Genomic DNA, 25,718 nt, shown 5'->3' with positions numbered 1-25,718 from the left:
GTGGCCGCCGGTGATCGCGAGGTGCTCGGAAGCACCCCGCGATCAGGTCAGAAGCTCGGGATGAGCTTGCGGAGCCGGCCCGGCCGGGCGTGTCGGCCCGAGTCCGGAGCGGCGCGGAGCAGCTGGACGAAGGCGCGGCCGACGCGTGCCGCGTCCTGCGGCGGCTCGTGCTCCTCGGCCAGTCCGGCGGCGATCGCGAGCATCCGGTGCTCGCGGGCCGTGACGTCCTGCAGCGCCGGGTTGCCCGCGTGGAGGTCGAGCGCGGCGCGCAGGCCCGGGTTGTCCTGAGCGGTCCGGCGCCACGCCGCGGTGACGGCCTCGACGCGGTCGCCGTGCGGGGCGGCGTCGGTGTCGGTCAGCGCGACCTCGACGCGGCCGGTCAGCTGCAGCATCCACTTGCGGTGCAGCGCGGCGAGCAGCTCGTCGATGTCGCGGAAGGGGCCTGGAACGGTTTCGAAGGCTGCCGAGAGGTCCCGACGAGCGCTGTCGAGGACCTCGGCCAACGCCTGTTGCCGCTGGTAGAAGTCATTCCAACTCATGGCGTTCTCCAGGGATCGGGGATACCCGAGGTTCAGCGACATACTGTCGGTATGTCACTGAACCCACGGTAGCACGGCGTCGTACCGTCGGTATGTCATAGGGTTGTGAGCATGGCTACAGCTCGTCCGCGGCGCATCGAGTACTCCGAATCGACCAGGCAGGCACTGGTGGATTCGGCGGTGGAGCTGTTCACCGAGCACGGGTACTCGCAGACCTCGCTGGACGAGATCGCCAAGCGCGCCCGCGTCACCAAAGGCGCCCTGTACCACCACTTCGGCGGCAAGCAGGCGCTGTTCGAGGCGGCCTTCAGCGCCGTGGAGGCCGGGGTCGTGGCCAGGTTGTCCGAGGTCGTCTCGGACTCCGGTGACCCGTGGGAGGCCACCCGCTCCGGTCTGCGAGCGTTCCTGGAGGTCTGCCTGGAGCCCTCCTACCAGCGCATCGTCGTGCAGGACGGTCCCGCGGTGATGGGGTGGGACCGCTGGCGCGAAGCCGAGGAGGCCTACACCTTCGGCGTGCTGCGGGCCGTCGTGGCCAACCTCCTCGCCTCGGGCGAGATCGGCGACGACCTGCCGATCGACGCCCTGGCCCGGATCATGTTCGGCGCCCTGTCGGCGGGCGCGACCGCCATCGCCGGGTCGGCCTCGCCGATCCAGGAGCGCGCCGACATCGCGGTGTGCGTGGAACGCGTCCTCAACGGACTCCGCGTGGGCTGACCGCTACGGCGGGTCCAGGTCCGGACCACTAGCCTCGGTGGCCGTGACACAGAACTTCACCTTGCGGATCTTCACCGAGCCCCAGCAGGGCGCGAGCTACGACGACCTGCTGCGCGTCGCCAAGCACGCCGAGGACACCGGCTACGACGCGTTCTTCCGCTCCGACCACTACCTGAAGATGGGGTCGGTCGCCGGTGACCCGGGCCCGACCGATGCCTGGGTGACCCTCGGTGGCCTCGCTCGCGAGACCAGCCGCCTGCGGCTGGGGACCTTGATGACCGCCGGGACGTTCCGGCTGCCCGGGCCGTTGGCGATCTCCGTCGCGCAGGTAGACCAGATGTCCGGCGGGCGCGTCGAGTTCGGCCTCGGCAGCGGGTGGTACGAGGAGGAGCACACCGCCTACGGCATCCCGTTCCCGTCGCTGAAGGAGCGGTTCGACCGCTACGCCGAGCAGCTGGAGATCATCACCGGCCTGTGGGAGACGCCCGAGGGCGAGACGTTCTCCTTCGACGGGCAGCACTACCAGCTCACCGACTCGCCCGCGCTGCCCAAGCCCGCCCAGCGGCCGCGCCCGCCGGTGCTCATCGGCGGTGCGGGCAAGAAGCGCACCCCGGCGCTGGCCGCCCGCTTCGCCGACGAGTTCAACCTGCCCTTCGTCGACGTGGACACCGCCGCCGCGCAGTTCGAGCGCGTCGACGCCGCCTGCCAGGCGATCGGCCGGGACAGCGGGGAGATCGTCCGGTCCGCGGCGATGGTGCTGTGCGTCGGCAAGGACGAGGCCGAGCTCGCCCGCCGCGCCCAGGCCATCGGCCGCGAGGTCGACGAGCTGCGCGCCAACGGCCTGGCGGGGACCCCGGCGGAGGTCGTCGACAAGATCGGTTCCTGGCGGGAGCGCACCGGCATCAGCCGCCTGTACCTGCAGGTCCTCGACCTGACCGACCTCGGCCACCTGGACGTCGTCGCCTCCGAGGTCGCCCCGCAGCTCTGACCGCCTGTGTCAGGGGTGGGGAAGTTTTCATGAAAACTTCCCCACCCCACGAACACCGACCCCCGCACTCCGGACGCCACGAACCCGGGTGGACGTCGGTGGCCGTAGCGTCGAAAACCCCGGTTCTCATCGCGACGAGAACCGGGGTTTCGACGGGACGAATGCAGGGGTTTTCGACGGCCGGGTTGGGTGCGTTCGGTGGGAGGTCGTGCTGGTGCAGGTGGAGACGGGTGCGGTGCTGGGGGAGCTCGAACGTGCGGTGCCCGGGAAGGTTCGGACGGACCTGACCTCGTTGGCGGCGTACGGGTCTGATGCGTCGATCTACCGGCGGATTCCGGTGGCGGTGGTGGAACCGGAGTCCGAAGAGGACGTCGCGCGAGTGGTGCGGGTCGCGGCCGCGTGCGGAGCGGCCGTGACCGCTCGGGGCGGTGGGACGTCGGTGGCGGGCAACGCGATCGGGTCCGGTGTGGTGCTGGACTTCTCGCGGCGGATGGACCGGATCCTGGAAATCGACCCCGACGCGCGGACGGCGCGGGTGCAACCGGGCGTCGTGCTCGACGACCTGCGGGCCGCCGCTGCCGAGCACGGGCTGACCTTCGCGCCCGACCCCTCGACCCACTCGCGCTGCACGATCGGCGGGATGATCGGCAACAACGCCTGCGGTGCGCACTCGGTCGTGTGGGGCACGACCGCCGAGAACGTGGTGTCGCTGCGGATGATCCGGGCCGACGGCTCGCCGCTCACCGCCACCGCGAGCGGCAGCGACAACCCCGAGCTGGACGATCGGCTGCGCGAGCTGGTGGCCGGCAACCTCGCGGTGCTGCGCACCGAGCTCGGCCGGTTCCGCCGCCAGGTCTCCGGGTACGGGCTCCAGCACCTGCTGCCCGAGTGCGGGTTCGACCTGGCCAAGGCCCTGGTCGGCAGCGAGAGCACCTGCGGGATCGTCACCGAGGCCACGGTCCGGCTCGTCCCGGTACCCGCCGCCCGCGCGCTCGCGGTGATCGGCTTCCCGGACGTCTACCGCGCCGCCGAGGTCGCGCCCGAGCTGGCGGCGGCCGGGGCGATGACCGTCGAGGGCATGGGCGCCGACCTGCTCGCCGCGCTCCGGTCCCGGCCAGGCAAGCAGGACGCCGGGCAGGAGCTCCCGGGCGGGCGGGCCTGGTTGTACTGCGAAGCCGGGGGAGAGGCGCAGGCCGAGGCCGAGCAGCGGGCCGCCGAGCTCGCGCGACTGGCCACCGAGCGGATCGACGGGGCGGAATCGCTGGTGGTCACCGACCCCGTGCGCACCCGGGAGCTGTGGCGGATCCGGGAAGGCGGCGCGGGCATCGTCACGCGCCTCGCCGACGGCGGCGAGGCGTGGCCCGGTTGGGAGGACTCCGCCGTCCCGCCCGAGAACCTGGCCGCCTACCTGCGCGATCTCTACGCGCTGCTGGACTCCCACGGGCTGCGCGGGGTGCCGTTCGGGCACTTCGGTGAGGGCTGCCTGCACCTGCGCGTCGACTTCCGGCTGGGCACCGAGGAAGGGCTGGCCGCTTACCGGTCGTTCATCACCGAGGCCGCGCGGCTGGTCGCCGCCCACGGCGGCTCGGTCTCCGGCGAGCACGGCGACGGCCGGGCGCGCTCGGAACTGCTGCGGCACATGTACTCCCGGCAGGCGCGGGACTGCTTCGCGGAGTTCAAGCGGATCTTCGACCCGCACGGCCTGCTCAACCCCGAAGTGCTGGTCGACCCGGCGCCGATCGACGCCGGCGTGCGGCCCGGTCCGGGGCATCGCGCGCTGGAGGTCACCCCGGTGCACGCGCTGAGCCGCGACGGGGGATCGTTCGCGGCCGCGGTCAACCGCTGCGTCGGTGTCGGGTCCTGCCGCAACCTCGACACCGGCAGCATGTGCCCCTCGTTCAAGGTGACCCGCGATGAGGTGCACTCCACCCGGGGCCGGGCGCGGGTGCTGGCCGAGATGTTGCGCGGCGAGTCCGTCGTCGACGGATGGGGTTCGGGTGAGGCGCTGGAGGCGCTCGACCTGTGCCTGTCCTGCAAGGCCTGCGCGAGCGACTGCCCGGTCAACGTCGACATGGCCACCTACAAGGCCGAGTTCCTGCACCACCACTACCGAGGTCGGGTCCGGCCTCGGGCGCACTACTCGATGGGTCGGTTGCCGGTGTGGCTCCGGGTGGTCTCGGCGGTGCCGGGCCTGGCGGCGGTGAGCAACGCGCTGCTCGCACTCCGTCCGGTGTCCGCGCTGGTCAAGCGGGCGGGCGGGATCGAGCCGCGTCGGGGGATGATCCGCTTCGCGCCCCGGTCGCTCACCCGGCGGGTGCGGCGGCGGGAGCGCGGGGGTGCGACGGTCGTGCTGTGGCCGGACACCTTCACCAACCACCTCAGCCCCGAGGTCGGTGAAGCCGCGGTGGAGGTCCTGGAGGCGCTGGGCTATCGGGTGGTGCTGCCGGAGGGCTTCGTGTGCTGCGGCCTGACCTGGCATTCCACCGGTCAGCTCGACGGCGCGCGGAAGGTGTTGCAGCGCTCGCTGGCCGCTCTCGCGCCGCACCTCGCCGCCGGGCGCGCGGTGATCGGGCTGGAGCCGTCCTGCACGGTGATGCTGCGCGACGAGGCGACCGAGCTGCTGCCCGGTGACGGGCGGGCCCGGCGGCTCGCGGCGCAGACGAGGACGTTCGCGGAGTTCGTCGCCGAGCACGACGGTCCGCTGCCGTTCGGGCGACTCGACGTCGAGGCGATCGCGCAGGTCCACTGCCACCAGGAGGCCAAGGGGAGCTGGGATCCCGACCGGGCGCTGCTGGAACGGCTCGGCGTCGACCTCGACGTCATCTCCGCGGGGTGCTGCGGGTTGGCGGGCAACTTCGGCTTCGAACCGGGCCACTGGGACGTCTCGCAGGCCTGCGCCGAGCGCGAGCTCTACCCGAAGGTCCGCGAAGCGGCGGAGGACACCCTCGTCCTCGCCGACGGCTTCTCCTGCCGCACCCAGATCGCCCAGGGCACCGAGCGCCGCGCCACCCACCTCGCCGAGCTCCTCCGCGATGCCCTACCTCGGGAGTCCGGTTCCCCCCAGTCCGGTTCGCTGCGGTCGCGATAACTCGGCAGGGGACAGTTTTTCCTCGAATCACCCATGATCAATGTCCGTTTTGCCCGGACAGTTCTCACCAAAACTGTCACCTGGTGAGGAACGGTGCGGACGGGAGGTCGGCTCAGCGGAGTTGGTCGGCGATGTCGGAGGCGGCGGTGAGGAGGACGAGGGCGGGGATGGTGGCCTTCGGGCGGAGGCGGTAGGTGCCGCGCTTGTCCTGCTCGACGAGGTTCGCCGCGGTCAGGGACTTGAGGTGGTGGTAGAGGCGGCCGGGGGAGCCGAGGTCGGCCGCCTCCTGGAGCGTCGCGGCGGGTTGGGGCCCCTGGGCGGCGAGGAGCCGGACGATGGCGGCGCGCGCCGGGTGGCCGAGGGCGGCCAGGACGTCCGTGCGCGGGCCGTCGGGCAGTTCGAGCACGCGGGCCGGGTCGACGGTGATCACCCAGTCCAGCTCGGTGGGCTCGGCCAGGTGCCCTTCGTAGCGCACGTGGCCGCCGCTGGGTTCCGGGTAGCTGGGTTTTGGGGCCGGTTCCGCCTCGGCGGAGCGGCCGGACTCCAGGGCGGCCACGCGGGCTTCGAGTGCTTCGACGCGCTGTTGCAGGTCCACGCGACGAGCTTGCCTCAGCCGCCCAGCGCCGTCGCCAACCGGTCCCGCCAACCCGGGTCCTCGATGGCCAGCAGCAGCGGCAGTCCCGGATCGCCGGTGCTCAGCTGCTCGGCGCTGATGTCGCCGTGCGCCAGCAGCGCGCCCCAGCCGAGCGTGCCGTCCGCCCGGCGCACCGAGATCCCGCTGGTCAGCACGCCGGGAAGGCTGCCTCCCTTGATCCCGATGCCGCTCACGCCCGGTGGCAGCGATCCCGCGAGCGGCCGTTCCAGGTGGGTGCGCGCGATCCCGCCTTCGGCGCTGAGCGCGCGGTGCGCGGCCGCCAGCCGGTCCGCCGACCCGGCGGCGGTCGTCGACGCCCACGCGAGCTGCGCCGGGTAGCCGGGGACGCCGGCCTGCAGCCGTCGCAGGACCTCCTGGCGCAGCGCGGGCTCGTCGCGGTGCCTGCGTTCCAGGGCGAACCCCCACTCGCGCCGCGCCGGCACCGGAAGTCCTGCGGGCGGCGCGGTCTCGGGCAGCACGACGAACAGGTACTCCGCGCACAGCGACCGCACGTCGGCCTCCGGCCAGCCGCGCGCGGCCCCGGCCGCGATCACCGCCTCGGCGCCCAGCCGGTCGCGCAGCAGGTCGGGCGCGGCGCTGTCGCTGAACAGGATCATCACCGCGACCACGTCGTCCAGCGCGACCCGCTGCTCGGGATCGGCCGCGTGGAGCCCGGTTTCGGCGAGCGGGACGCCGAGGTGGCGCAGCGCGGCCGGGTGCGCGCCGCCGTCGGTGGGCACGTAGTAGCGCTCCCAGTCGCCGACCCTGACCTGCTCGCGCGGGTCGAGCCGGCCGGCCGCGACGGCGTCCGCGTAGGCCGCCAGGTGCAGCACCTTGACCGCCGAGGCCAGCGGCCGGGCGACGTCGGCGCGGTGGCTCAACCGTCCGCCGCGCCCGTCGTCGAGGCGCAGGCTCAGCCCGGCGCGGTGAGCGGAGATCCAGCTCAGCCAGCCCTCGGGCGTGCTCAGGTCCGGTGGTGCGGCCAGGGCGGGGCGGGCGAGCAGCAGGGGAGCCGCGGCTCCGGCCGCGACGAGAAGGCTTCGACGGGACAGCGACATGGCCACTCCTCCAGTAGTCCGTATTTCCGGAATACTAGAGGAGTGGAGTCGTGTCTGTCAGCGCAAGCTCGGATCCAGCGCCAGCGTGACGCCCGCCGCCGCGGGCTGGTGACGCGGGATGTTGCGCTCGGTGATCTCAAGGCGACCGTCCAGCGCGTCCTGAACGGCCTGCTCCACCAGCGGATACGCCTCGTCGACCGGGACGTCGCGGCCCAGCTCCGCCGACAGCGACGTGGTCCCGGCATCGGCGATGCCGCACGGGATGATCCGGTCGAACTCGCTCAGGTCGGCGTTGCAGTTGAGCTCCAGGCCGTGCATCGTCACGCCGCGCTGCACGCGGATGCCGATCGCGGCGATCTTGCGCTCCGGGCGGCCGTCGACGGCGGGCAGCCACACGCCGCTGCGGCCCTCGACCCGGCCCGCCTCCAGGCCGAACTGGTCGCACACGTGGATCAGCGCCTGCTCCAGGCGGCGCACGTAGTCCACGACGTCGATCGGGTCCGTCAGCTGCACGAGCGGGTAGCCGACGATCTGCCCCGGGCCGTGCCAGGTGATCTTGCCGCCGCGGTCGACGTCGATGACCGGCGTGCCGTCGGTCGGGCGGTCCTCCGGCTGGGTCCGCTTGCCCGCGGTGTAGACCGACGGGTGCTCCAGCAGCAGGAGGGTGTCCGGGTTGCGGCTCTCCGCGCGGCCGGTGGCCAGCTCGCGCTGCAAGTCCCACGCGTCCAGGTAATCGATGGTTCCCAGGTGCCGCACGGCCATCGGTTCGGACGATGCGCGGCACGAAGAATTGGCACGACTCACGGCGCCAGGCTACGCCTCGGACACCTCCCGGCGGCCGAAGGTCGGCTACTTCCCGGTAGCCGCGGCCAGCGCCGCACCCAGCGTCGGGTGCTGGAACCCGAAGCCGTTGGCCTCCAGCACCGTCGGCATCGCCCGCTGGCCGGTCAGGGCGGTGTTGGCGAACTCGCCGAGAACGATCCGCAGCGCGAAACCGGGCACGATCCACGGCGCCGGGCGGCCCAGGGCCTCGCCCAGCGCGCGGGTGAACTCGGTGTTGGTCACCGGCGCCGGGCCGGTCAGGTTCACCGGCCCCGACACCTCCGGGTTCTCCAGCGCGAAGCGGATCGCGGCGACCTCGTCGTCCAGCGAGATCCACGGCATGTACTGGCTCCCCGAGCCGAGCCGGCCGCCGAGCATCAGCGAGAACAGCGGCCTGAGCCGGCCGAGCAGCCCGCCGGACGGCGAGATCACCAGGCCGGTGCGCAGCAGCACCACCCGGGCCCCGGCGTCGGCGGCCGGGGCTGTCGCGGCCTCCCAGCGGCGGCACAGCATCGCCAGGAAGTCCGTGCCCGGCGGGGACGCCTCGGTGACCGGGTGCGATCCGGTGTCGCCGTAGAACCCGACCGCCGAGGCGTTGGCCAGCACCGGGACACCGGCCTCGGCGACGGCGTTCGCGAGGACCTCGGTGGCCCGCACCCGGGCGCGCAGCAGGTGGCGCTTGCGCTCCGGGCTCCAGCGCTTGTCGCCGATGCCCGGGCCGCTGAGGTTGACCACCGCGTCGGCGCCCTCCAGGGCATCGGCGTCGAGCCTGCCGGTGCCGGGGTCCCAGCCGCGCTCGTCCGGGGCGGCGGGCAGGCGGCGGACCAGGCGCACCACCTCGTGCTCGGCCTGGCGGAGCCCGGCCACCAGCGACGTACCGATCAATCCCGACGAACCGGCGACAACGACGCGCATGCCCGGCATCGTGCCGCACCGGGCGCGCGCGTGCGAACCGTTCGGACGCGAAAAGAGCGACCGCCCACCGGAACCGGTGAGCGGTCGCTTCAACTCGTTTCAGGTGCGGGACTCAGCCCGCACCGCCAAGCAAGGCGAGTGCGAACCCTCCTTCAGAGGCCCAGGTCGGCCTCGAAGGCTCCCTCTTCCAGTCGCTGCTTGAGCGTGGTCAGGAAGCGGGCGGCGTCGGCGCCGTCGACCAGGCGGTGGTCGTAGGACAGCGCCAGGTACACCATCGAGCGGATCGCGATCGTGTCGCCGCCGTTCTCGTCGGCGACGACGACCGGGCGCTTCACGACGGTGCCGGTGCCCAGCATGCCCACCTGCGGCGGGTTCAGGATCGGCGTGTCGAACAGCGCCCCGCGGCTACCGGTGTTGGTGATGGTGAAGGTGCCACCGGAGAGCTCGTCGGGCTTGATCTTGTTGTTGCGGGTCCGCGCCGCCAGGTCCGCGATCTTGCGGGCCAGGCCACCGAGGTTGAGGTCGCCCGCGTCGTGGATCACCGGCGAGACCAGGCCGCGCTCGGTGTCCACCGCGACCGAGAGGTGCTCGGCGCCGTGGTAGGTGACCGAGCTGCTCTCCTCGTCGATCGAGGCGTTCAGCTTCGGGTGCAGCTTCAGCGCCTCGGCCGCGGCCTTGGCGAAGAACGGCAGGAACGAGAGCTTGACGCCCTCGGCCGCTTCGAAGCTGCCCTTCGCGCGCTCGCGCAGCCGCGCGATGCGGGTGACGTCGACCTCGATCACCGTGGTCAGCTGCGCCGCGGTCTGCAGCGACTCGACCATGCGGCGGGCCAGCAGCTGCCGCAGGCGCGACATCTTCTGCGTGGTGCCGCGCAGCGCCTTGGCCTCCTCCGACGGCTCGACCGCGGTGGCCGGGGCGGCGGTGGTGGCGGCAGCGGCCGGGGCGGCCGGAGCCGTCGGGGCCGGGGCCTGGCTGGCGTCGATCGCGGCCTGGACGTCCTGCTTGCGGATCCGGCCGCCGACACCGCTGCCCTTGATCGAGGTCAGGTCGATGCCGTGCTCGTTGGCCAGCTTGCGCACCAGCGGCGTCACGTACGGGGCGCCACCGTTGTTCGCCGGAGCCTCCTCCTCGGCCGGAGCAGCCGGAGCGGCGGGGGCAGCGGGAGCAGCCGGGGCGGCCGGAGCCGGAGCGGCGGCGGCCGGAGCCGGGGTGGGCTCCGGGGCCGGAGCGGCCGGGGCCGGAGCGGCCGGGGCCGGGGTCGGCTCGGGAGCCGGGGCGGCCGGAGCGGCGGCGGCACCGGCGGCGCCGATCACCGCGAGCTTCGCGCCGACCTCGACGGTGTCGTCCTCACCGGCGGTGATCTCCAGCAGCGTGCCGGCCACCGGGGACGGGATCTCGGTGTCGACCTTGTCGGTGGAGACCTCCAGCAGCGGCTCGTCGACCTCGACCGAGTCGCCGATCTGCTTGAGCCACCGGGTGATCGTGCCCTCGGCGACGCTCTCGCCCAGCGCGGGCATGGCGACGTCGGTGCCCTGCGCGCCACCGGCCGGGGCGGCGGGGGCCGCCGGAGCGGCGGGCGCCTCGGCAGCGGGAGCGGGCTCGGGCTCGGCGGCCGGAGCCGGAGCGGCGGCCGGAGCCTCGGAGGCGGCGGGAGCGGAGGGAGCGGCGGGCGCCTCACCGGCGTCGCCGATGACCGCGAGCTCACCACCGATCTCGACGGTGTCGTCCTCCTGGGCGACGATGCGCTGCAGCACACCGGCGGCCGGGGACGGGATCTCGGTGTCGACCTTGTCGGTGGAGACCTCCAGCAGGGGTTCGTCGACCTCGACGGTCTCGCCCTCCTGCTTGAGCCACCGGGTGATCGTGCCTTCGGCGACGCTCTCGCCGAGCGCCGGCATCTGAACGGAGAAGGCCATCTGTTGCTGACTCCTCGTGGGTGTGGCGGGGTGCGGCTGTCCTGTAGCTGCTGACGGTGCGGCTGCGCTCAGCCGTGGACGTGCAGCGGCTTGCCGGCCAGGGCGAGGTGGGCCTCGCCCAGGGCTTCGGTCTGGGTCGGGTGGGCGTGGACCAGGGGAGCGACGTCCTCCGGCAGCGCCTCCCAGTTGTAGATCAGCTGCGCCTCGCCGATGAGCTCACCGACGCGGTCGCCGACCATGTGCAGGCCGACGACGGGACCGTCGGTCGCGCGGACCAGCTTGACCGCGCCCTGCGTCTTGAGGATCTGGCTCTTGCCGTTGCCGGCCAGGTCGTAGGTGAAGGTCTCCACCGAGCCGTACTGCTCCTTGGCGGCGGCCTCGGTCAGGCCCACCGAGGCGACCTCCGGGTGGCAGTAGGTCACGCGCGGGATGCCGGCCTCGTCGATCGGCTGCGGGTTCAGGCCCGCGATCTCCTCGGCGATGAAGATGCCCTGCTGGAAGCCGCGGTGCGCCAGCTGCAGGCCCGGCACGATGTCGCCGACGGCGAACACGCCCGGGACGTTGGTGCGCAGGCGCTCGTCGGTGCGGACGAAACCGCGCTCCATGTTCACGCCGACCTGCTCGAAGCCGTGACCGGCGGTGTTCGGGCCGCGGCCGACGGCGACCAGCAGCAGGTCCGCGTCGTAGGTCTCGCCGTTCTCCAGGCTGACCGACACGCCGTCGTCGTTCTGGGTGGCGCCGGTGAACTTCACGCCGGTCTTGAACTTGATGCCGCGCTTGCGGAAGGCGCGCTCCAGGCGCTTCGAGGCGAACTCGTCCTCGTTGGGCACCAGGTGCGGCAGCGCTTCCACGACGGTGACCTCGGCACCGAAGGAGGCCCAGACGCTCGCGAACTCCACGCCGATCACACCGCCGCCGAGCACGACGACCTTGTTCGGGATGAAGTCCAGGTTCAGCGCCTGCTCGCTGGCGATGATCCGCCCGCCGAGCTCCAGGCCCGGCAGCGACTTCGAGTAGGAGCCGGTGGCCAGCACCACGTTCTTGCCGGTGTAGCGGGTGCCGTTGACCTCGACGGTGTTGGCGTCGACGAGCGTGCCCGCGCCTTCGACCATCGTCACCTTGTGGGCCTTGGCCAGACCCTGCAGGCCCTTGTACAGGCCCGAGATGATGTTGTCCTTGTACTTGTTGACACCGTCGATGTCGATGCCTTCGAGGGCTGCGCGCACCCCGAACTGGTCGGCGTCTCGGGTGGAATCGGCGACCTCGGCCGCGTGCAGCAGGGCCTTGGTCGGGATGCAACCTCGGTGCAGGCAGGTCCCACCGAGCTTGTCCTTTTCAATGAGGACGACGGACAGGCCGAGCTCGGCCGCGCGGAAAGCGCAGGCGTAGCCGCCCGAACCGCCGCCGAGAATGACCAGATCGGCGGACGTGTCGGTCACTTCGCACTCCTCGACAGGGCGTCATTGACTTGCAGTCGGCTGCGTGACCTGGTGGTCATGCACACCACCGGCCATCTTGTCACCACCCGACCGGCCGATGCGCGGTGGGCCGGGTGATCTGTGCTGCATTCGGCACTCGCGGTCGCGCATTCTCAGCTCGTTTTCACACTCCGCACATGTTCGCGGTGGCAAAATCGAACGAGACCGGCCTGAATTGGCTCGGGGAGGGGAGTGCCGTGGGATTTTTCGACCGGTTCCGCAGCCGTCGTCCCGGCACCGGGCGACGCGCCACTTCCGCGGACACCGATCACCTCCGGGACTGGGCGGCGCGGCGCCGTGGTGTCGAGGGCTTCCTGGAACCCCGCACGTTCGTGACCGAGACGACGTTGCTGCTCATCGCGCACGACGGGGAATGGACCCGGCGCCGGGTCGCATCGCCGTCGGCGGCGGGGCGATTCACCAAGCAGCTCGGAATTCCGCTCTACGAGGTCGCGAAAGTCGGATATCCGCAGCGGATGCGCGATTACCAGGCCCGGCAGCGCATTCTTCGCCGCCGCGCGCAGCGCGCCGCCGACGAACGGCCGTGAACGCGCGATCGCGCTTTTACCGGATTCGCTGCGTCACGGCCGTCCCGAAGGCTGAATCGATTCTCCCGTGATCGATTCCCGGTGTCAGTTCGCGACGCGCGTCGTCGGCGTGCACCGCACCGGGAAGGTCACGGACTTGGCGATGTAGCAGAGCTCGTGGGCGCGTTCGTGCAGCGCTTCGGCGACGTCGACGGCGGCGAGGTCGCAGACGGTGACCTCGGGTGCGAGCTCGACGGCCTCGAACTGGCCGGTGCCGTCGGAGTTCTCCGCGAGGATGCCGCGCGCGCGGTCGTGGTAGCCGGTGACCACGATCCCGGAGTCGGCGGCCAAGTGCAGGAACCACAGCATGTGGCACTGCGACAGCGAGGCGACGAGGAGCTCTTCGGGGTTGTAGCGGTCGGCGTCACCGAGGAACACGGGGTCGGCGGAAGCGTCGATGGAGTCCTTGCCGACGGCGCGCACCTCGTGCGTGCGCTCGTAGCTGCGGTAGGTGGCGGTGCCCTGGCCGGTGTTGCCGGTCCACACCACGTCGACCTGATAGCCGTGCCTGGTCGCGGTCAGCGTGGCCGGTTGCGATTCGGTCATCAACCCATCGTGACATCGGTGCACCCCCGGGTGGTGACCTTTTCATGACCCGAGTCACAAAAGCCGGGATTCCCGGCGGGAATCCCGGCTCCTGCGAACACCCGGGGTCAGCGACCCGGGATCAGCCGTTCTCGGCGATGTCGGCGAGCACCGCCGCCAGCGTGCGGACCGGGACGCCGGTGCCGCCCTTCGGCGTGTAGCCCCACGGCGAGTTGGTGTTGTAGGCCGGGCCGGCGATGTCGATGTGGGCCCACTGCACGCCCTCGGCCACGAACTCCCGCAGGAAGATGCCCGCGGCGAGCATCCCGCCCCAGCGGTGGTTGGTGACGTTGGCCAGGTCGGCGAGCTTGGAGTCCAGGTCCGCGCGCAGCTCGTCCGGCAGCGGCATCGGCCAACCGCCCTCACCGGCGGCCTGCGACAGCTTCGCGACGCGGTCGCGGAACGCGTCCTCGCCCATCACGCCCGGCGTGCGGTTGCCCAGCGCGACGACCTGCGCACCGGTCAGCGTGGAGGTCTCGATGAGGTAGTCGGGCTCGTCCTCGCAGGCCCGCACCATCGCGTCGACCAGGACCAACCGGCCCTCGGCGTCGGTGTTGAGCACCTCGACGGTCTTGCCGCCGTACATCTTGAGCACGTCGCCGGGCCGGTAGGCCGTGCCGGACGGCATGTTCTCGGCCATCGGGACGGTGGCGGTGATGTCCAGCGGGTAGTTCAGCTTCGCGGCCAGCACCATGGTCGCGATCACCGAGGCGGCGCCGGACATGTCCGAGGTCATGTTCTCCATGCCCCCGCCCGGCTTCAGCGAGATGCCGCCGGTGTCGAAGGTGATGCCCTTGCCGACCAGCGCGACCTTCTTCGCCGCCTTCGGGCCCTTGTGCCGGATCCGCACCAGGCGCGGCGGACGCGACGAGCCGGCGCCGACGCCGAGGATGCCGCCGAAGCCCTGCTTGCGCAGCGCCGCGTCGTCGAGGACCTCGACCTCCAGGCCCGCGCCCTTGGCGAGCTCGGTGGCGCGCTCGGCGAACGACGCCGGGAACAGGTCGTTCGGCGGGGTGTTGATCAGGTCGCGGGCGATGTTGACCGCCTCGCCGATCGCGCTGCCGCCCTTGAGCGCGTGGGTGGCGGTGTCGGCCTTGGCGTCGGCGACCACGAAGTCCACCGTGGCCACCGGGCCGTCGCCGTTGCTCGACTTGTACTCGGTGAAGCCGTAGGCGCCCATCACCGTGCCCTGCACGGTGGCCGGCAGGTCGGCGGCGGACAGCGTGGTGGCGGCGTGCTCGACGCCGGACAGCGCGCGGGCCGCGGCACCGGACGCGCGGCGCACGGACTCCGCGGTCGGGCCGTCCTCACCGGCCTTGCCGAGACCGACCGCCAGCAGCACGGTCGCGGCCAGGCCGCTCGCGGGCAGCTTGACGACCTCGTCGGCCTTGCCGCTCGCACCCAGCGACGTCAGCACCTTCACCAGGTCGCCGTCGAAGGCGGTGGCGACCGGCTCGGCCCCGGGCGCGAGCTGCAGGCCGTCGGCGCCGGAGACGGTGCCGATGACGAGCGCGTCCGCGCTCAGCTTGGCCACCGCGGTGTCGGTGAGGGCGAGTTTCGGGGTCGTCACGTGGTCATCCTCCGGATCGGTGCTGTGGTTCTCCCAGAGCCTGCCCGCACTCTAGAACGCCGGGCCGACCGGGGATCGGCGTGTTCGCCCTGGGCGTGGCGAGGTGGCGCGAGCCGAACGGTTCGCGGTCCGTCATACGCTCTGTCACGGACGCTCGCCACGAGTCAGCCGACAGGCGGCTGAAGTCCCCGCACGCGTCTGCAAGGGTGGGCCGGTGACCCGACAGGTTGAATCGGACGGCCGATTGACGACCGGTCGTGACGCGCTCCCGCTCGCGCTCAGCGGCATGATCGGCGTCGGAGTGCTGCTCGGACCGGCGCCCGCTGCCGCTGCGGCGGGCCCGTGGGCGCTGTTGGGGGTGCTGGTCGCGCTGCTGACCGCGGTGTGCGCGGCGTCCGCGACGGCCTACCAGTCCAGCAGGTACCGGGGCCCGGGCGCGGCCTACGCGTGCGTGCGCGAGCGGATGGGCGTGCTGCCCGCCCGCGTCGGCGCCTCGGCCTACCTCGCCGCCCACGTCGCCGCGATGGCCGCGATCGCCCGCGTGATCGGCGAGTTCTTCCTGCCGAGCTCCAGCGCGCTGGTGGCGGGCGCGGTGATCCTGCTGGTGGTGCTCGCCACGACCACCGGGCTGCGGATCCGGGGCGCGGCGGCGTGGCTGTGGGTCGGGCTGAGTGCGGCGGTGGTCCTGCTGGTGGTGGCGATCTGCTTCGCGATCGCCCCGGCGGGCGGTCCCGTCGCGCACGTCGATCCCGGCGCCTCCGACGACAGCGCGGTGGGCATCATCGGCGCCGGTGGAGTGCTGTTCCTGGCCTTCACCGGCTTCGAGCGGCTCGCCGCGCCCGCCGACGACGCCGATCGCGCGCCGTGGACCACGATCCGCAGCGCCACCCGGATCTCGCTGATCGCGGTCGCGGCGCTGCTGGTGCTGATGACCGCGGCCCTGACCTACCAGCTGGGCTGGGAGCGGCTGGCGCTGTCGCCGATGCCGATCCGCGACGTGCTCACCGCCGCCGCGGCCGCCGACCTGGTGCCGCTGGTGTGCGTCGGCGCGGCCGTCGCGCTGCTGCCGGTGCTGCTGGGGGCGCTGGAGTCGGCGCGCTCGACCGGGCTCGCGCTGGTGCGCGACCGGGAGCTGCCGCGCGCCCTCGGGCGCACCGGCCCGTCCGGCACGCCGTACCCGCTGGACCTGATCATCGGGGTCGCTGCGGTGGTCGTCTCGCAGCTGATCGACCCGATCGCGTTGCTGTCGTTCGCGGCCTGCGCGCTGCTGCTGCACTACGCTTTCGCCAACGCAGGCGCCCGTTTGCTGCTCTCCGATGGGCCCACATGGCCCATGCGGGGTGCGTGCCTTGGGATGGGTTTGTCGGTCGTGCTGGCGATGAGCATGCCGATCTCTGCGATGCTGACAACGCTCGGTGTGGTTGTTGTCGGTCCGTTGCTGGCGGGAGTCGTTTCACGCCGGTGGAAATGAGGCGGTCATGCCCAACGCGATGGTGGACGAGAAGACCTGGGGCGCTCCGCGGTACCAGTGGGCCCCGGGTGACGACGTGCTCTACAGCTTCTGGCGCCTGGACGGTTCGCTCGGGACCGTGCACCCGGCCCGCGTCGTCTCCGACGACGGCGCGGAACTGCTGTGCTGGGTGCTGCCCGACACCCCGATCCGGATCACGACGTCCCCGGACGGGAGGAGTCCGCGCGAGATGCCGCTCGCGGAGCGGTTCTCCGGTCCCCGGGTGCCCGCGCGCTCGACGTGGCGCGGGACGCCGACGCTGCGGCTGGTCCACGAGCACCGCTGGTCGTCGGTGTGGTGGTTCTTCGAGCCCTCCGGCGAGTTCCGGAACTGGTACGTGAACCTGGAGATCCCGCGCGGCCGCGACGAGCACGGCGTGCGGCGGGTCGACGGGGTGCTCGACGTCGAGGTGATGCCCGACGGCAGCTGGTCCTGGAAGGACGAGGACGAGCTCGAGGACGCGCTGGCCGCAGGCCGTTTCAGCACGTCCGAGCTGGCGACCCTGCGCGCCGAGGGCGAGGAGATGATCTCCCTGGCCAAGGACGGCGCGTTCCCCTTCGACGGCACCTACTGCGACGCGCGCCCGGACCCGACCTGGCCCCGCCCCGACCTGCCCGGGTGGCTGCTCAGCTGATCGTGATGAAGAGCAGCAAGGTGATCACCGCGATCAGGACCGTCTGGCCGACGACCGTTCCGGTGGTCACCTGCTGCGGGAACCACTGCTGGTGCTTGCCGCGCCACCAGAAACCCCAGCCCGCGACGCCGACGGCCGCGAGCACCAGCCCGAACCAGCCGATCCACGCGTAGCCGAGGGTCAGCAGCATGCCGGCGCCGAAGGGCATCAGGGCGGCGATCACGGCTGCTCGGACGTCCTGCTGGACCGAGGTGGGCTGCGGCGCGGGGGTGTTGTGGGCCTGCGTCATGACCACATCATATGTCGGATTCGGTGGCGGAATCAGCAGAATCTCCGCGTCCGTTCGGCAACGGCTCGATACTTGGATGACCAACTGAACCCGAGCCGGTTTTCACTGCTCCAGCGCACGCGATACCGTACGCGCATGAGCGGAGAGCTGTCTTTCACCCGGAACCCCAACCCGCAACCGGCCTCAGCCGAGCGCCGCGCGGAAGTGCTGGCGAATCCCGGGTTCGGCAAGTTCTTCACCGACCACATGGTGACGATCAAGTGGTCCGAGGACCAGGGCTGGCACGACGCCCGCCTGGAGGCGTACCACGCGCTGGAGTTCGACCCCGCCACGTCGGTCCTGCACTACGCGCAGGCGATCTTCGAGGGCCTCAAGGCCTACCGGCAGCCCGACGGTTCGATCGCGGCGTTCCGCCCGGACGCCAACGCCCGCCGCTTCCGCGACTCCGCCAAGCGGATCGCGATGGCCGAGCTGCCCGAGGAGCTGTTCGTCGAATCGCTGCGAGAGCTGGTCGCGGTCGACCGCGAGTGGGTCCCGAGCACCGGTGAGAGCTCGCTGTACCTGCGTCCCTTCATGGTCTCCACGGAGATCGGGCTGGGTGTGAACCACCCGTCCAACAGCTACCTGTACTCGCTGATCGCCTCACCTGCCGGGTCGTACTTCGCCGGTGGCGTGAAGCCGGTGACGGTGTGGTTGAGCCACGAGTTCGTGCGCGCCGCGCCCGGCGGGACCGGTGCGGCGAAGTTCGCGGGCAACTACGCGGCGTCGTTCCTGGCGCAGGCGCAGGCCGTCGAGCAGGGCTGCGACCAGGTCGTCTGGCTGGACGCCTGCGACCGGCACACGGTCGAGGAGATGGGCGGGATGAACCTGTTCTTCGTGTTCGGCTCGGGTGCCGACGCGAGGCTGGTGACCCCGGCGCTGAGCGGCAGCCTGCTGCCCGGCGTGACCCGGTCCTCGCTGCTGGAGCTGGGCAAGGAGCTCGGCATGCAGGTCGAGGAGCGCAAGATCACCGTCGAGGAGTGGGAGAAGGCGGCCACCACCGGCGAGCTCACCGAGGTCTTCGCCTGCGGCACCGCCGCGGTGATCACCCCGGTCGGCCACGTCAAGCACCGCGACGGCGAGTTCGGCATCGCCGACGGCCGGCCGGGCGAGGTGACCTTGAAGCTCCGCGAGAAGCTGACCGGCATCCAGTACGGCTCGGTCGAGGACACCCACGGCTGGATGACCAAGCTGGGCTGACACCTCTTCCACGGCGCCCCCTGCGATCGATCGCAGGGGGCGCCGTCGTGCCTAGAACTCCAGGCGGGCGATCTTGTCCGGGTGGAGGACGATCCGCAGCCAGGTGCCTGCGCGCAGCCCGGCCAGGTCGTCCTGCCGGGCCGGGTCGGTCAGGTCCCAGTAGCGCGCGGCGAGGCGTTCGACCAGCTCAGCGGTGCCGTCGGAGGTGATGGTGGTGCGGCCGGTGATCGACACCCACCGCTCGCGCTCGGTGGCCGGGGCGGCGACGATCAGCGAGGCGCGCGGATCGCGGCGCAGGCGCGGCACCTTGGCCGAGTCCGGGTCGGTGAACAGCTCGATCGTGCCTCCGGCGGTCGCCTCGAACCACACCGGGCGCGGCTGCGGCGGGACGGGGCCTGCGGCCACCGTCAGGAAGCCGTGCAGCGGGCGGTGGAGGAAGTCGCGGTCCTGGTCGGTCAGCGTGCTCATGGCGTCGAGTCAACCGCGCCCGCTCGGACGACGACATGGGTGAGAAGCCGGATCACCTGCGTCATCGTCTAGCGTCGGTGCCGTGGACGCGTTCGGTGACCTCTTCCGGGGTGTGCGGGCCCAGGGCTCGTTGTTCGGCAGCACGACCCTGACCCCGCCCTGGTCGCTGCGCTTCGTCGACGGCGCGCCGCTGACGCTGGTCACCGTCCTCGACGGGCGGGGCTGGATCATCCCGGAGGGCGGTGAGCCCGAGCCGCTCCACGACCGCGACACCGTCGTGGTGCGCGGGCCGGGCACGTTCACCGTCGTCGACGAGCCGGGGACCGCGGCGGAACCGCTGGACTGCGGCGAGTTCTGCTCGGCGCCCGAGCTGGGCGGTACCCGGCACCGGCTGGGCTGGCACGACCCGGGGGAGGGCGGTGGGGCGACGCTGATCGTCGGGGCCTACCCGCTGCGCGGCGAGATCAGCCGTCGGCTGCTTGAGGCGCTGCCGGTGGTGCTGCGGGTGGCCTCGGGCGGGACCGGTGATCCGGTGCTCGATCACCTCGCGGCGGAGGTCGCGGTGGACGCGCCGGGGCAGCAGCTGGTGCTCGACCGGCTGCTGGACTGGATGCTGGTGTGCACGTTGCGCGAGTGGTTCGACCGGCCCGGCGGCGAACCCCCGGGCTGGTGGCGGGCCCAGCGCGATCCGGTGGTGGGTGAGGCGCTGCGGCTGCTGCACGCCGAACCGGCGGCGCCCTGGACGGTCGCCGAGCTGGCCCGGCGCGCCGGTGCGTCCCGCTCGACCCTGGCGAAGCGGTTCACGGACCTGGTCGGCGAACCGCCGCTGACCTACCTCACCCGCTGGCGCATGACCCTGGCGGCGGATCTGCTGACGGGTGACGACACCAGGACCATCGCCGAGGTCGCCCGCACCGTCGGCTACGCCGACCCGTTCACCTTCAGCGCCGCCTTCAAGCGCCTGCGCGGGGTCAGTCCCAGCGGTCACCGCCGTGCGGAGTTGGGTGCGGGACAGTTTTAGCCATAATCACCCATGATCAATGTCCCTTTTGCCCGGACAATTATGGCTAAAACTGTCCGCTGCCGAGCACCGAACCCACCAGGACCACCGTCGTGGCGAGTTCCGAGGCGGCGCCGAGGACGTCGCCGGTGATCCCGCCGAAGCGGCGGCGGACGTGGCGGGTGAACAGCACCAACAACCCCGCGGCGACGAGGACGGAGACCGCGGCGGCGGGGCTGATCAGCAGCGCGGCCAGGGTCGCGATCAGCCACCAGCCGAGCACCAGCCACAGCGGCTGGCTGCCCGCGACGAGCGCGCCCATGCCCTCCGGGCGGGCCGAGGGCAGACCGGCGCGGCAGCACAGCACGAACGCCGCGCGGCCCGCGGCGCACGCCAGGACCAGCGCCCACGGCGTCGCCGCGAGCTCGCCGATGCTCACCGCCTGCACGCCGATCACCAGGATCAGCGCGACCACCGCGAACGGTCCGGCGCCGCCGTCGCGCATCACCTGCAGCGCGCGCTCCGGAGGCCCGTAGCAGCCGAGCCCGTCGACGCTGTCGGCCAGCCCGTCCACGTGCATACCCCTGGTGACCAGCACCAACAGCGCCACCACGAGCAGTCCGGCCAGCAGCGGGGGAGCACCCAGGGCGCTGAGACCCCACAGCACCAGCGCCCCGATCCCGCCGACGAGCGCGCCGACCAGCGGGGCGAACGAGATCGCCTGCCGGCACGCGCGGTCGTCGACCTGACCGGACCGCACCGGCAGCACCGTCAGCCAGGAGACCGCCAGGCGCAGGCCGTCGATCACGCCCCGGCCTCGTCGGAGCTGCCCGCGACCCCGGCTTCGTCGAAGGTGGCCATCTCGGCCAGCACCTTCACCGCCGCCGTCAGCACCGGCAGCGCCGTCAGCGCGCCCGAGCCCTCGCCGAGCCGCAGCTGCATGTCCAGCACGGGTTCGAGGTCGAGGTGCCGCAGCACCATCGGGCCGCCCGGCTCGGCCGACCGGTGCCCGGCCAGCCACCACTGCCGCGCCCCGGGCGCGAGCTCCTCAGCGGCCAGCGCCGCGGCACCGACCACGACACCGTCGAGCAGCACCGGCGTCTTGCGCACCGCGGCCTGGGCGAGGAACCCGGCGAGCGCGGCGATGTCGGCCCCGGTGGAGGTGCGCAGCAGCGCCACCGGGTCGTTGTGGACCTTGCGGGCGCGGCGCAGCGCGTCCCGGATCGCGGCGGTCTTGCGCATCCACGCCTGGTCGTCGATGCCGGTGCCGCGCCCGACGACGGCGACCGGCTCGGTGCCGGTGAGCAGCGAGATCAGCACGGCGGCGGGCGTGGTGTTGCCGATGCCCATGTCCCCGGCGATGAGCAGATCGGCCCCCGAGTCGACCTCCTCGTCGGCGATGGTCCGCCCGGCCCGGATCGCGGCCCGCACCTCCTCGTCGGTGAGCGCGTCCTCGCGGTCGATGGCCCCGGAGCCGCGGCGCACCTTGTGCGCGCTGACCACCGGCGGGGTGTCGACGGCGACGGCCATGTCCACCACGCGCACGGTCGCCCCCGCGTGGGAGGCCAGCACGTTCACCGCGGCACCGCCGGAGAGGAAGTTCGCGACCATCTGCCCGGTGACCTCGGGCGGGTAGGCGGACACGCCGTGCTGCGCGATGCCGTGATCACCTGCGAAGACGACGACCCGCGCGCGGGCGGGCGGGCGCGGCGGGCAGGCGCCCTGCCGCCCGGCGAACCACACGCCCAGCTCCTCCAGCCGTCCCAGGGAACCGGCCGGCTTGGTCAGCTGCGCCTGCCGCGCCGCGGCTTCCCGCGAGGCCTGCTCGTCGGGCGCCGGGACCGGCGGGAACTCGATCATGCCGGGGTCGTTCTGTTCGGTGGACAAGCGAAAACCTCCGTGTTGAAAAACCGCAGCTCAGCAAGGCCCTGCGGGCTCATCGGACGCGCAGCGGACATCCGGCGACCAACAGCAGCACCTCGTCGCACACCGCCGCCAGCCTGGCGTTGAGCGAGCCGAGCTCGTCCCGGAACAGCCTTCCAGATCGCGTACCGGGCACGACGCCGAGGCCGACCTCGGCCGACACCAGCACGACCCGCCCGGCGCACCCGGCCACCGCCGACACCAGCGCGTCGCAGTGCCGCGCGACGACCGCCAGGGCGGCCGGATCCCGATCCCACGCCCCTGCGTCGTCGAGCACCCCGGTCATCCAGGTCGCCAGGTCGTCCACCAGCACGTGCTCACCGCCACCGGCCTCGGCGAGGACCCGCCGCAGCGCCTCGGCGTCGGGCGCCTCCACGGTCCGCCAGCTCGAAGGCCGCCGAGCCACGTGCTGGGCGATCCGCTCGTTCCACTCGGCATCCGAAGGATCCCGCCGCGCCGTGGCCACGTACACCACCGCACCGTCCTCGGGCACCAACCCCTCGGCGTGCGCCGACTTCCCGGACCGAGCCCCGCCCAACACCAAAGACCGCACGAAACCTCCCGCACAACAACCGCCGAGACCGTACCCGGAGATCGCCCGGTCACCACCCCAGCCGTGTCGTGCGTCATCCCGTCGCCAGGTTCTCGGTCCGGGTGTCGGGTCCGGTGCGCGGGGTGGTCCAGGTGGCGGGCACGGCAAGCGCCGCCCCGGACCGCGCCGTCACGGGTACCGGTCAGGACCGGTAGCCGTGATCGTCCTGCTTCGGGAACTCGGTTTCCGCGTTGAGCCGGTTCGAGAGGCGCGAGGTGCGCTCGGTCTCGGTGGTGTCCTGCTGCTTGCGCTGCGGAGTCATGGGCGCCATCCCGAAACCACCCGCGCCCGAGGCGGCGGCGCCGGCGGCGTTCGGGCCCGCGAGACCCGCGGCCGGTGAACCCTGGACGGGTCCGGCGTGCGCCGCACCGCCGGGGCTCGGCGTCGACTGCGCACCGCCCGCGCCACCGGCCAGGGAGGCCGCGGTCGTCATGCCCGGCGAGGCGCTTCCGCCCGTGCCGAGGTGCGGGGGCACGGCTGTCGCGCTCGAACCCGCCGCGCTGGAACCTGCCGCGCTGGAACCGGACGGGCTCGTGGCGCCCTCGGTGATCTGCTCGGCCTGGTCCGCGATCTTGCCCACCACGCCACCGATGGCGGTGACGACCTTCATGACCTCGTCGACGTGCCCCATCAGCCCCTGGGCGCTGTTGAGCAGGTTGCCCATGTGCCCGGAGATCCGGACGCCGTACTCGGTGGCGACCTGCACGACCTGGGGGATCGCCGCGGCGATGCTCCCGCCGAACGTGGCCTGGGCTGCCGCGATGGCCTGGTTCATGATGACGACGATCCGGCCGACGGCCTCGTTGACCAGGATCGTCACCTCGTTCGCCGTCTTGGCGGCCGCATCGCCCAGACCGGCCAGCGCCGCACCGAGACCGGAGGCGGCTTCCCCGAGCCCCTGGAGACCGCCGACGAGTTCGGCTGCGGTCTTGAGGTATTCGGTCGCCGCGGCGCCGGACCACCCGCTGGTCTCCGGGCCCGCCGCCTGACCGTAGGACTCGGAGATCGACGCGACTCCGCTGCCCATGTCCTGCAAGCCCTGCACGCCGGCGGCAACCGCGCCCGGGTCGCCCGCGAGCTGCTGCAGCGGTTCCCCCAGGAACGGCACGAGATCGGCCACGAACCCGAACCCCGAGCCGACCAGCGCCGACAGCGGGTCGCCGCCCGCGGCGGCACCGGTGTCGCCGCCGGAACCGTAGCTCCCGGAGTCCCAGCCGCCACCCTGGACCGCGTCGTTGGTGGAGCGCACGTCCGCGACGAGCGCCATGGTGCCCGCCGCACCCAGGGGGAGGCTCATCGGTCCTCCTTCGCCAGCAGCGCGACGCCCTCGTCGTCGGCGCGCTGGTAGTCCTCGGCGCTGCGCGCCAGTCCTCGGCTCACGCTGTCCAGCGCACCCGAGGCGGCCGAAACCGCTTGCGCCGCTTGGGTCATGGCCTCGCCGAACCCCAGGGTGGCGAACTCCACGAAGCTGCCCAGCGCGTTGCCCGCCGGCCCGCCCGCCACCGCGCGGGCGGTCGAGGACAGGCCGTCGGACAGGCCCGCCACGGTGCCGGCGTGGGCGCGGATCTGCTCGTGGTCGACGTGGAACTCGGCGCTCATCAGACGATCACCCGCGGGTTGGCGAAGAAGTCGTCGTCGTCCTGCGGCGGTTCGTCGGTGTCGACCGGCATGTTCTCCCGGACGAATTCGAGCGCCGGGCCCTCGCCGAGGTAGTCGGTCATGATCTCCATGACGTGCGTGCCCACCATCCGCTGCGCCTGCTGGGTGGTGGTGAGGATGAGTTGCGCGAGCTTCTCGGCTTCGAGGGCTCGCGCCGCCGGGGTGAGCCGGATGTCCACCAGCGCCCCGCTCGGGCCGACCTGCACCGAGATCTCGCCGCGCGGGGAGGTCGCCGTGCCGTTGACCTGCTTGAGACTGGCGCTGGCGGCCTGCGCGTCGGCTGCCGCCCGGGCGAGCGTGGCGTCGTAGTCAACGAGCCACTGCTGAGCTGAGTTCACCATGATTCCTCTCGAAACGTGTTCGGGTCAGCGCGGTTCGCGGGCGGTCGAGACGAGGTCGGTGAGCGCGGCCCGCACCACGGCGGGCCGCAGCGGGTTGAGGCTCACCCAGCCGCCGTCGGTCCGGTTCACCCGGAGCCTGCCGTGCGGACCGTCCAACCAGGACAGTTCCGCGCCTCGGCGCTCGTCGCCCCGGCTGGTCCGGCGGGTCGCGCCGAGCTGGCCGCGGCCGGTGAGCGCGGGCAGCACCGCGACCAGCCGGTCCAGCGCGCCCGGATCGCCGCCGCAGTCCCGGACGAGCTCCCGGAAGCGCCGCTGCTTGAGCCGGTCGTCGTCGATCTCGTTGAGCGTCGTCACGTCGTCCAGGACGCGGTGCGGCAGGTTGATCGGCATCGACTTCGCCGGTGGGTGCTCCGGCACCAGCGCGACGAGCTCGTCCACGAGCGCCTTCGGCGCGACCCGGCGGATTCGCACGGTGGTGGCCGGGTCGTTGTCGAGCCGCTGCTCGAAGACCAGCACCGAGGAGCGGTAGAGCATCGCCAGCACAGCGGTCGCACCGGTCTCGTCGACCAGCACCAGGTCGACCGTGCCTCGGTACTGGCGCAGCGCGGTGACCAGCTCCGCCGCGGCCCCGGCGGGGCCGTCGTCGTCGGCGAGGCCGCGCAGCCGCAGGGTGTGCCCGGCCGCCGCGAACAGCGTCTCGCGCTCCCCGGCGATGCGCCCGAACGACGGGATGCGCAGCGGGAACGGCCAGGTCGCCCCGGCGTGCGCGGCCAGCAGGTCGAGCTCGACCTGCCCGAAATCGATCCCCTCCCGCTTCGGACGGGCCGTCGCAGCGGTCATGTCGCAGAGTCCGCGCCGCGCAGCAAGTCCGCAGCGGTGGTGTCGGAGTGCTCGTACCCGGTCGCGGTGTCGTGCAGGGCGCTGTGGAAGTCGCCCAGCGCGGCGTGCGCCGCGGTGATCTCGTGGGCGAGACCGGATTCCCCTGCGCTCCGGCGCAGCCGCATCGCCAGGTGCAGCGCGGGTGGCGCGGTGCCCAGCATCGGCATCCGGTCGGCGAGCTGCCGAGCGGAGGTCACCAGCCCGTCGGTCTGCTCACCGACCTGGGACAGCTCCTTGGCCTGCGCGGCGAGGTCTTCCGTCGCGACGCGATATCCCTTGCTCAACGTTCA

At 72.5% G+C, this 25,718-nt stretch carries 27 protein-coding genes; 8 read left to right on the top strand and 19 right to left on the bottom strand.

The genetic code is table 11. The annotated features are described in order from the left end of the window. Nucleotides 1–47: 47 nt before the first annotated feature. Complete coding sequence (locus tag REH65_RS10205) at nucleotides 48–539, bottom strand: hypothetical protein (protein WP_406692241.1); 492 nt, start codon at nucleotides 537–539, stop codon at nucleotides 48–50. Nucleotides 540–650: 111 nt separating this feature from the next. Between REH65_RS10205 and REH65_RS10200 the strand changes: the two genes are divergently transcribed. From REH65_RS10200 to REH65_RS10190, 3 genes are all read left to right on the top strand, one after another. Next, nucleotides 651–1,253: a TetR/AcrR family transcriptional regulator gene (locus REH65_RS10200; protein ID WP_406692240.1), complete on the top strand. Its 603-nt coding sequence runs from the start codon at nucleotides 651–653 to the stop codon at nucleotides 1,251–1,253. Between the two features lie 43 nt (nucleotides 1,254–1,296). Then, a complete protein-coding gene (locus tag REH65_RS10195; protein WP_281457340.1) occupies nucleotides 1,297–2,241 on the top strand; it encodes an LLM class F420-dependent oxidoreductase in 945 nt (314 codons plus the stop codon). A 214-nt stretch (nucleotides 2,242–2,455) separates the two neighbouring features. After that, entirely contained in the window at nucleotides 2,456–5,329 is a 2,874-nt protein-coding gene (locus REH65_RS10190; protein ID WP_406692239.1) for an FAD-binding and (Fe-S)-binding domain-containing protein, read from the top strand. Nucleotides 5,330–5,441: 112 nt separating this feature from the next. Here REH65_RS10190 and REH65_RS10185 read toward each other — a convergent pair whose 3' ends face one another. The 6 genes from REH65_RS10185 to lpdA form a co-directional block, all read right to left on the bottom strand. Beyond that, entirely contained in the window at nucleotides 5,442–5,924 is a 483-nt protein-coding gene (locus REH65_RS10185) for an ArsR/SmtB family transcription factor (RefSeq protein WP_406692238.1), read from the bottom strand. 14 nt (nucleotides 5,925–5,938) lie between these two features. Continuing rightward, nucleotides 5,939–7,021 carry a serine hydrolase gene (locus tag REH65_RS10180; protein ID WP_406692237.1) on the bottom strand — a complete coding sequence of 361 codons (1,083 nt, stop codon included), beginning with the start codon at nucleotides 7,019–7,021 and terminating at the stop codon, nucleotides 5,939–5,941. A 57-nt stretch (nucleotides 7,022–7,078) separates the two neighbouring features. Beyond that, on the bottom strand, nucleotides 7,079–7,825 hold the full coding sequence (gene lipB, locus REH65_RS10175) for a lipoyl(octanoyl) transferase LipB (RefSeq protein ID WP_406692236.1): 747 nt from the start codon (nucleotides 7,823–7,825) through the stop codon (nucleotides 7,079–7,081). Between the two features lie 45 nt (nucleotides 7,826–7,870). Next, complete coding sequence (locus tag REH65_RS10170) at nucleotides 7,871–8,758, bottom strand: TIGR01777 family oxidoreductase (protein ID WP_406692235.1); 888 nt, start codon at nucleotides 8,756–8,758, stop codon at nucleotides 7,871–7,873. Between the two features lie 152 nt (nucleotides 8,759–8,910). Further along, complete coding sequence (gene sucB, locus REH65_RS10165) at nucleotides 8,911–10,674, bottom strand: 2-oxoglutarate dehydrogenase, E2 component, dihydrolipoamide succinyltransferase (RefSeq protein ID WP_406692234.1); 1,764 nt, start codon at nucleotides 10,672–10,674, stop codon at nucleotides 8,911–8,913. A gap of 68 nt (nucleotides 10,675–10,742) precedes the next feature. Next, entirely contained in the window at nucleotides 10,743–12,113 is a 1,371-nt protein-coding gene (gene lpdA, locus REH65_RS10160; RefSeq protein WP_281457333.1) for a dihydrolipoyl dehydrogenase, read from the bottom strand. Nucleotides 12,114–12,349: 236 nt separating this feature from the next. Here lpdA and REH65_RS10155 point away from each other — a divergent pair, with 236 nt between their 5' ends. Then, nucleotides 12,350–12,700 (top strand): oxidoreductase, encoded by a 351-nt coding sequence (locus tag REH65_RS10155; protein ID WP_406693138.1) that lies wholly within the window; start codon nucleotides 12,350–12,352, stop codon nucleotides 12,698–12,700. A gap of 84 nt (nucleotides 12,701–12,784) precedes the next feature. Here the strand turns inward: REH65_RS10155 and REH65_RS10150 are convergent, their stop codons facing one another. Together REH65_RS10150 and REH65_RS10145 are read right to left on the bottom strand one after the other, a co-directional pair. Further along, complete coding sequence (locus REH65_RS10150; protein WP_281457331.1) at nucleotides 12,785–13,285, bottom strand: OsmC family protein; 501 nt, start codon at nucleotides 13,283–13,285, stop codon at nucleotides 12,785–12,787. Between the two features lie 121 nt (nucleotides 13,286–13,406). Beyond that, complete coding sequence (locus REH65_RS10145) at nucleotides 13,407–14,894, bottom strand: leucyl aminopeptidase (RefSeq protein WP_406692233.1); 1,488 nt, start codon at nucleotides 14,892–14,894, stop codon at nucleotides 13,407–13,409. Between the two features lie 214 nt (nucleotides 14,895–15,108). Here REH65_RS10145 and REH65_RS10140 point away from each other — a divergent pair, with 214 nt between their 5' ends. Together REH65_RS10140 and REH65_RS10135 are read left to right on the top strand one after the other, a co-directional pair. After that, nucleotides 15,109–16,365, top strand: a complete 1,257-nt coding sequence (locus REH65_RS10140; RefSeq protein ID WP_281457329.1) for an APC family permease — start codon at nucleotides 15,109–15,111, stop codon at nucleotides 16,363–16,365. Between the two features lie 7 nt (nucleotides 16,366–16,372). Further along, nucleotides 16,373–17,038, top strand: a complete 666-nt coding sequence (locus tag REH65_RS10135) for a DUF402 domain-containing protein (RefSeq protein WP_406692232.1) — start codon at nucleotides 16,373–16,375, stop codon at nucleotides 17,036–17,038. Here REH65_RS10135 and REH65_RS10130 read toward each other — a convergent pair. Continuing rightward, entirely contained in the window at nucleotides 17,031–17,327 is a 297-nt protein-coding gene (locus tag REH65_RS10130; protein WP_281457327.1) for a hypothetical protein, read from the bottom strand. The two genes, REH65_RS10135 and REH65_RS10130, sit on opposite strands and share 8 nt — an antisense overlap. Nucleotides 17,328–17,462: 135 nt before the next feature. On the opposite strand from REH65_RS10130, the gene REH65_RS10125 reads away from it, so the two are divergent. Continuing rightward, nucleotides 17,463–18,566, top strand: coding sequence for a branched-chain amino acid aminotransferase (locus REH65_RS10125; protein ID WP_281457326.1), 1,104 nt, complete (start codon nucleotides 17,463–17,465; stop codon nucleotides 18,564–18,566). A gap of 51 nt (nucleotides 18,567–18,617) precedes the next feature. Here REH65_RS10125 and REH65_RS10120 read toward each other — a convergent pair whose 3' ends face one another. Continuing rightward, entirely contained in the window at nucleotides 18,618–19,034 is a 417-nt protein-coding gene (locus REH65_RS10120) for a pyridoxamine 5'-phosphate oxidase family protein (RefSeq protein ID WP_406692231.1), read from the bottom strand. Between the two features lie 82 nt (nucleotides 19,035–19,116). Here REH65_RS10120 and REH65_RS10115 point away from each other — a divergent pair, with 82 nt between their 5' ends. Further along, nucleotides 19,117–20,055 carry an AraC family transcriptional regulator gene (locus REH65_RS10115; protein ID WP_406692230.1) on the top strand — a complete coding sequence of 313 codons (939 nt, stop codon included), beginning with the start codon at nucleotides 19,117–19,119 and terminating at the stop codon, nucleotides 20,053–20,055. A 46-nt stretch (nucleotides 20,056–20,101) separates the two neighbouring features. Here REH65_RS10115 and cobS read toward each other — a convergent pair whose 3' ends face one another. The 8 genes from cobS to REH65_RS10075 form a co-directional block, all read right to left on the bottom strand. Continuing rightward, nucleotides 20,102–20,839 (bottom strand): adenosylcobinamide-GDP ribazoletransferase, encoded by a 738-nt coding sequence (cobS, locus tag REH65_RS10110; protein ID WP_406693137.1) that lies wholly within the window; start codon nucleotides 20,837–20,839, stop codon nucleotides 20,102–20,104. After that, nucleotides 20,839–21,894 (bottom strand): nicotinate-nucleotide--dimethylbenzimidazole phosphoribosyltransferase, encoded by a 1,056-nt coding sequence (gene cobT, locus REH65_RS10105; RefSeq protein ID WP_406693135.1) that lies wholly within the window; start codon nucleotides 21,892–21,894, stop codon nucleotides 20,839–20,841. The genes cobS and cobT overlap by 1 nt, the downstream gene beginning before the upstream one ends. 76 nt (nucleotides 21,895–21,970) lie before the next feature. Then, nucleotides 21,971–22,510, bottom strand: coding sequence for a bifunctional adenosylcobinamide kinase/adenosylcobinamide-phosphate guanylyltransferase (gene cobU, locus REH65_RS10100; protein ID WP_406692229.1), 540 nt, complete (start codon nucleotides 22,508–22,510; stop codon nucleotides 21,971–21,973). A gap of 181 nt (nucleotides 22,511–22,691) precedes the next feature. Continuing rightward, the gene (locus REH65_RS10095) at nucleotides 22,692–23,846 is read right to left on the bottom strand and encodes a hypothetical protein (protein WP_406692228.1); all 1,155 of its coding nucleotides are present in this window, start codon (nucleotides 23,844–23,846) and stop codon (nucleotides 22,692–22,694) included. Continuing rightward, entirely contained in the window at nucleotides 23,843–24,148 is a 306-nt protein-coding gene (locus REH65_RS10090) for a type VII secretion target (RefSeq protein WP_406692227.1), read from the bottom strand. Before REH65_RS10090 ends, REH65_RS10095 begins: the two co-directional genes overlap by 4 nt. Beyond that, nucleotides 24,148–24,549 carry a YbaB/EbfC family nucleoid-associated protein gene (locus REH65_RS10085; protein ID WP_406692226.1) on the bottom strand — a complete coding sequence of 134 codons (402 nt, stop codon included), beginning with the start codon at nucleotides 24,547–24,549 and terminating at the stop codon, nucleotides 24,148–24,150. The genes REH65_RS10090 and REH65_RS10085 overlap by 1 nt, the downstream gene beginning before the upstream one ends. Before the next feature lie 24 nt (nucleotides 24,550–24,573). Continuing rightward, the gene (locus REH65_RS10080; protein WP_406692225.1) at nucleotides 24,574–25,389 is read right to left on the bottom strand and encodes an ESX secretion-associated protein EspG; all 816 of its coding nucleotides are present in this window, start codon (nucleotides 25,387–25,389) and stop codon (nucleotides 24,574–24,576) included. After that, on the bottom strand, nucleotides 25,386–25,712 hold the full coding sequence (locus REH65_RS10075) for a hypothetical protein (protein ID WP_406692224.1): 327 nt from the start codon (nucleotides 25,710–25,712) through the stop codon (nucleotides 25,386–25,388). Before REH65_RS10075 ends, REH65_RS10080 begins: the two co-directional genes overlap by 4 nt. Nucleotides 25,713–25,718: the final 6 nt, after the last annotated feature.

The organism is Saccharopolyspora sp. ID03-671 (genome assembly GCF_045278815.1).
GTDB classification, from domain to species: Bacteria; Actinomycetota; Actinomycetes; order Mycobacteriales; family Pseudonocardiaceae; genus Saccharopolyspora; species Saccharopolyspora ipomoeae.
Note: the sequence above shows the minus strand (reverse complement) of the source record. Positions and strands in the feature narration are given on the sequence as shown.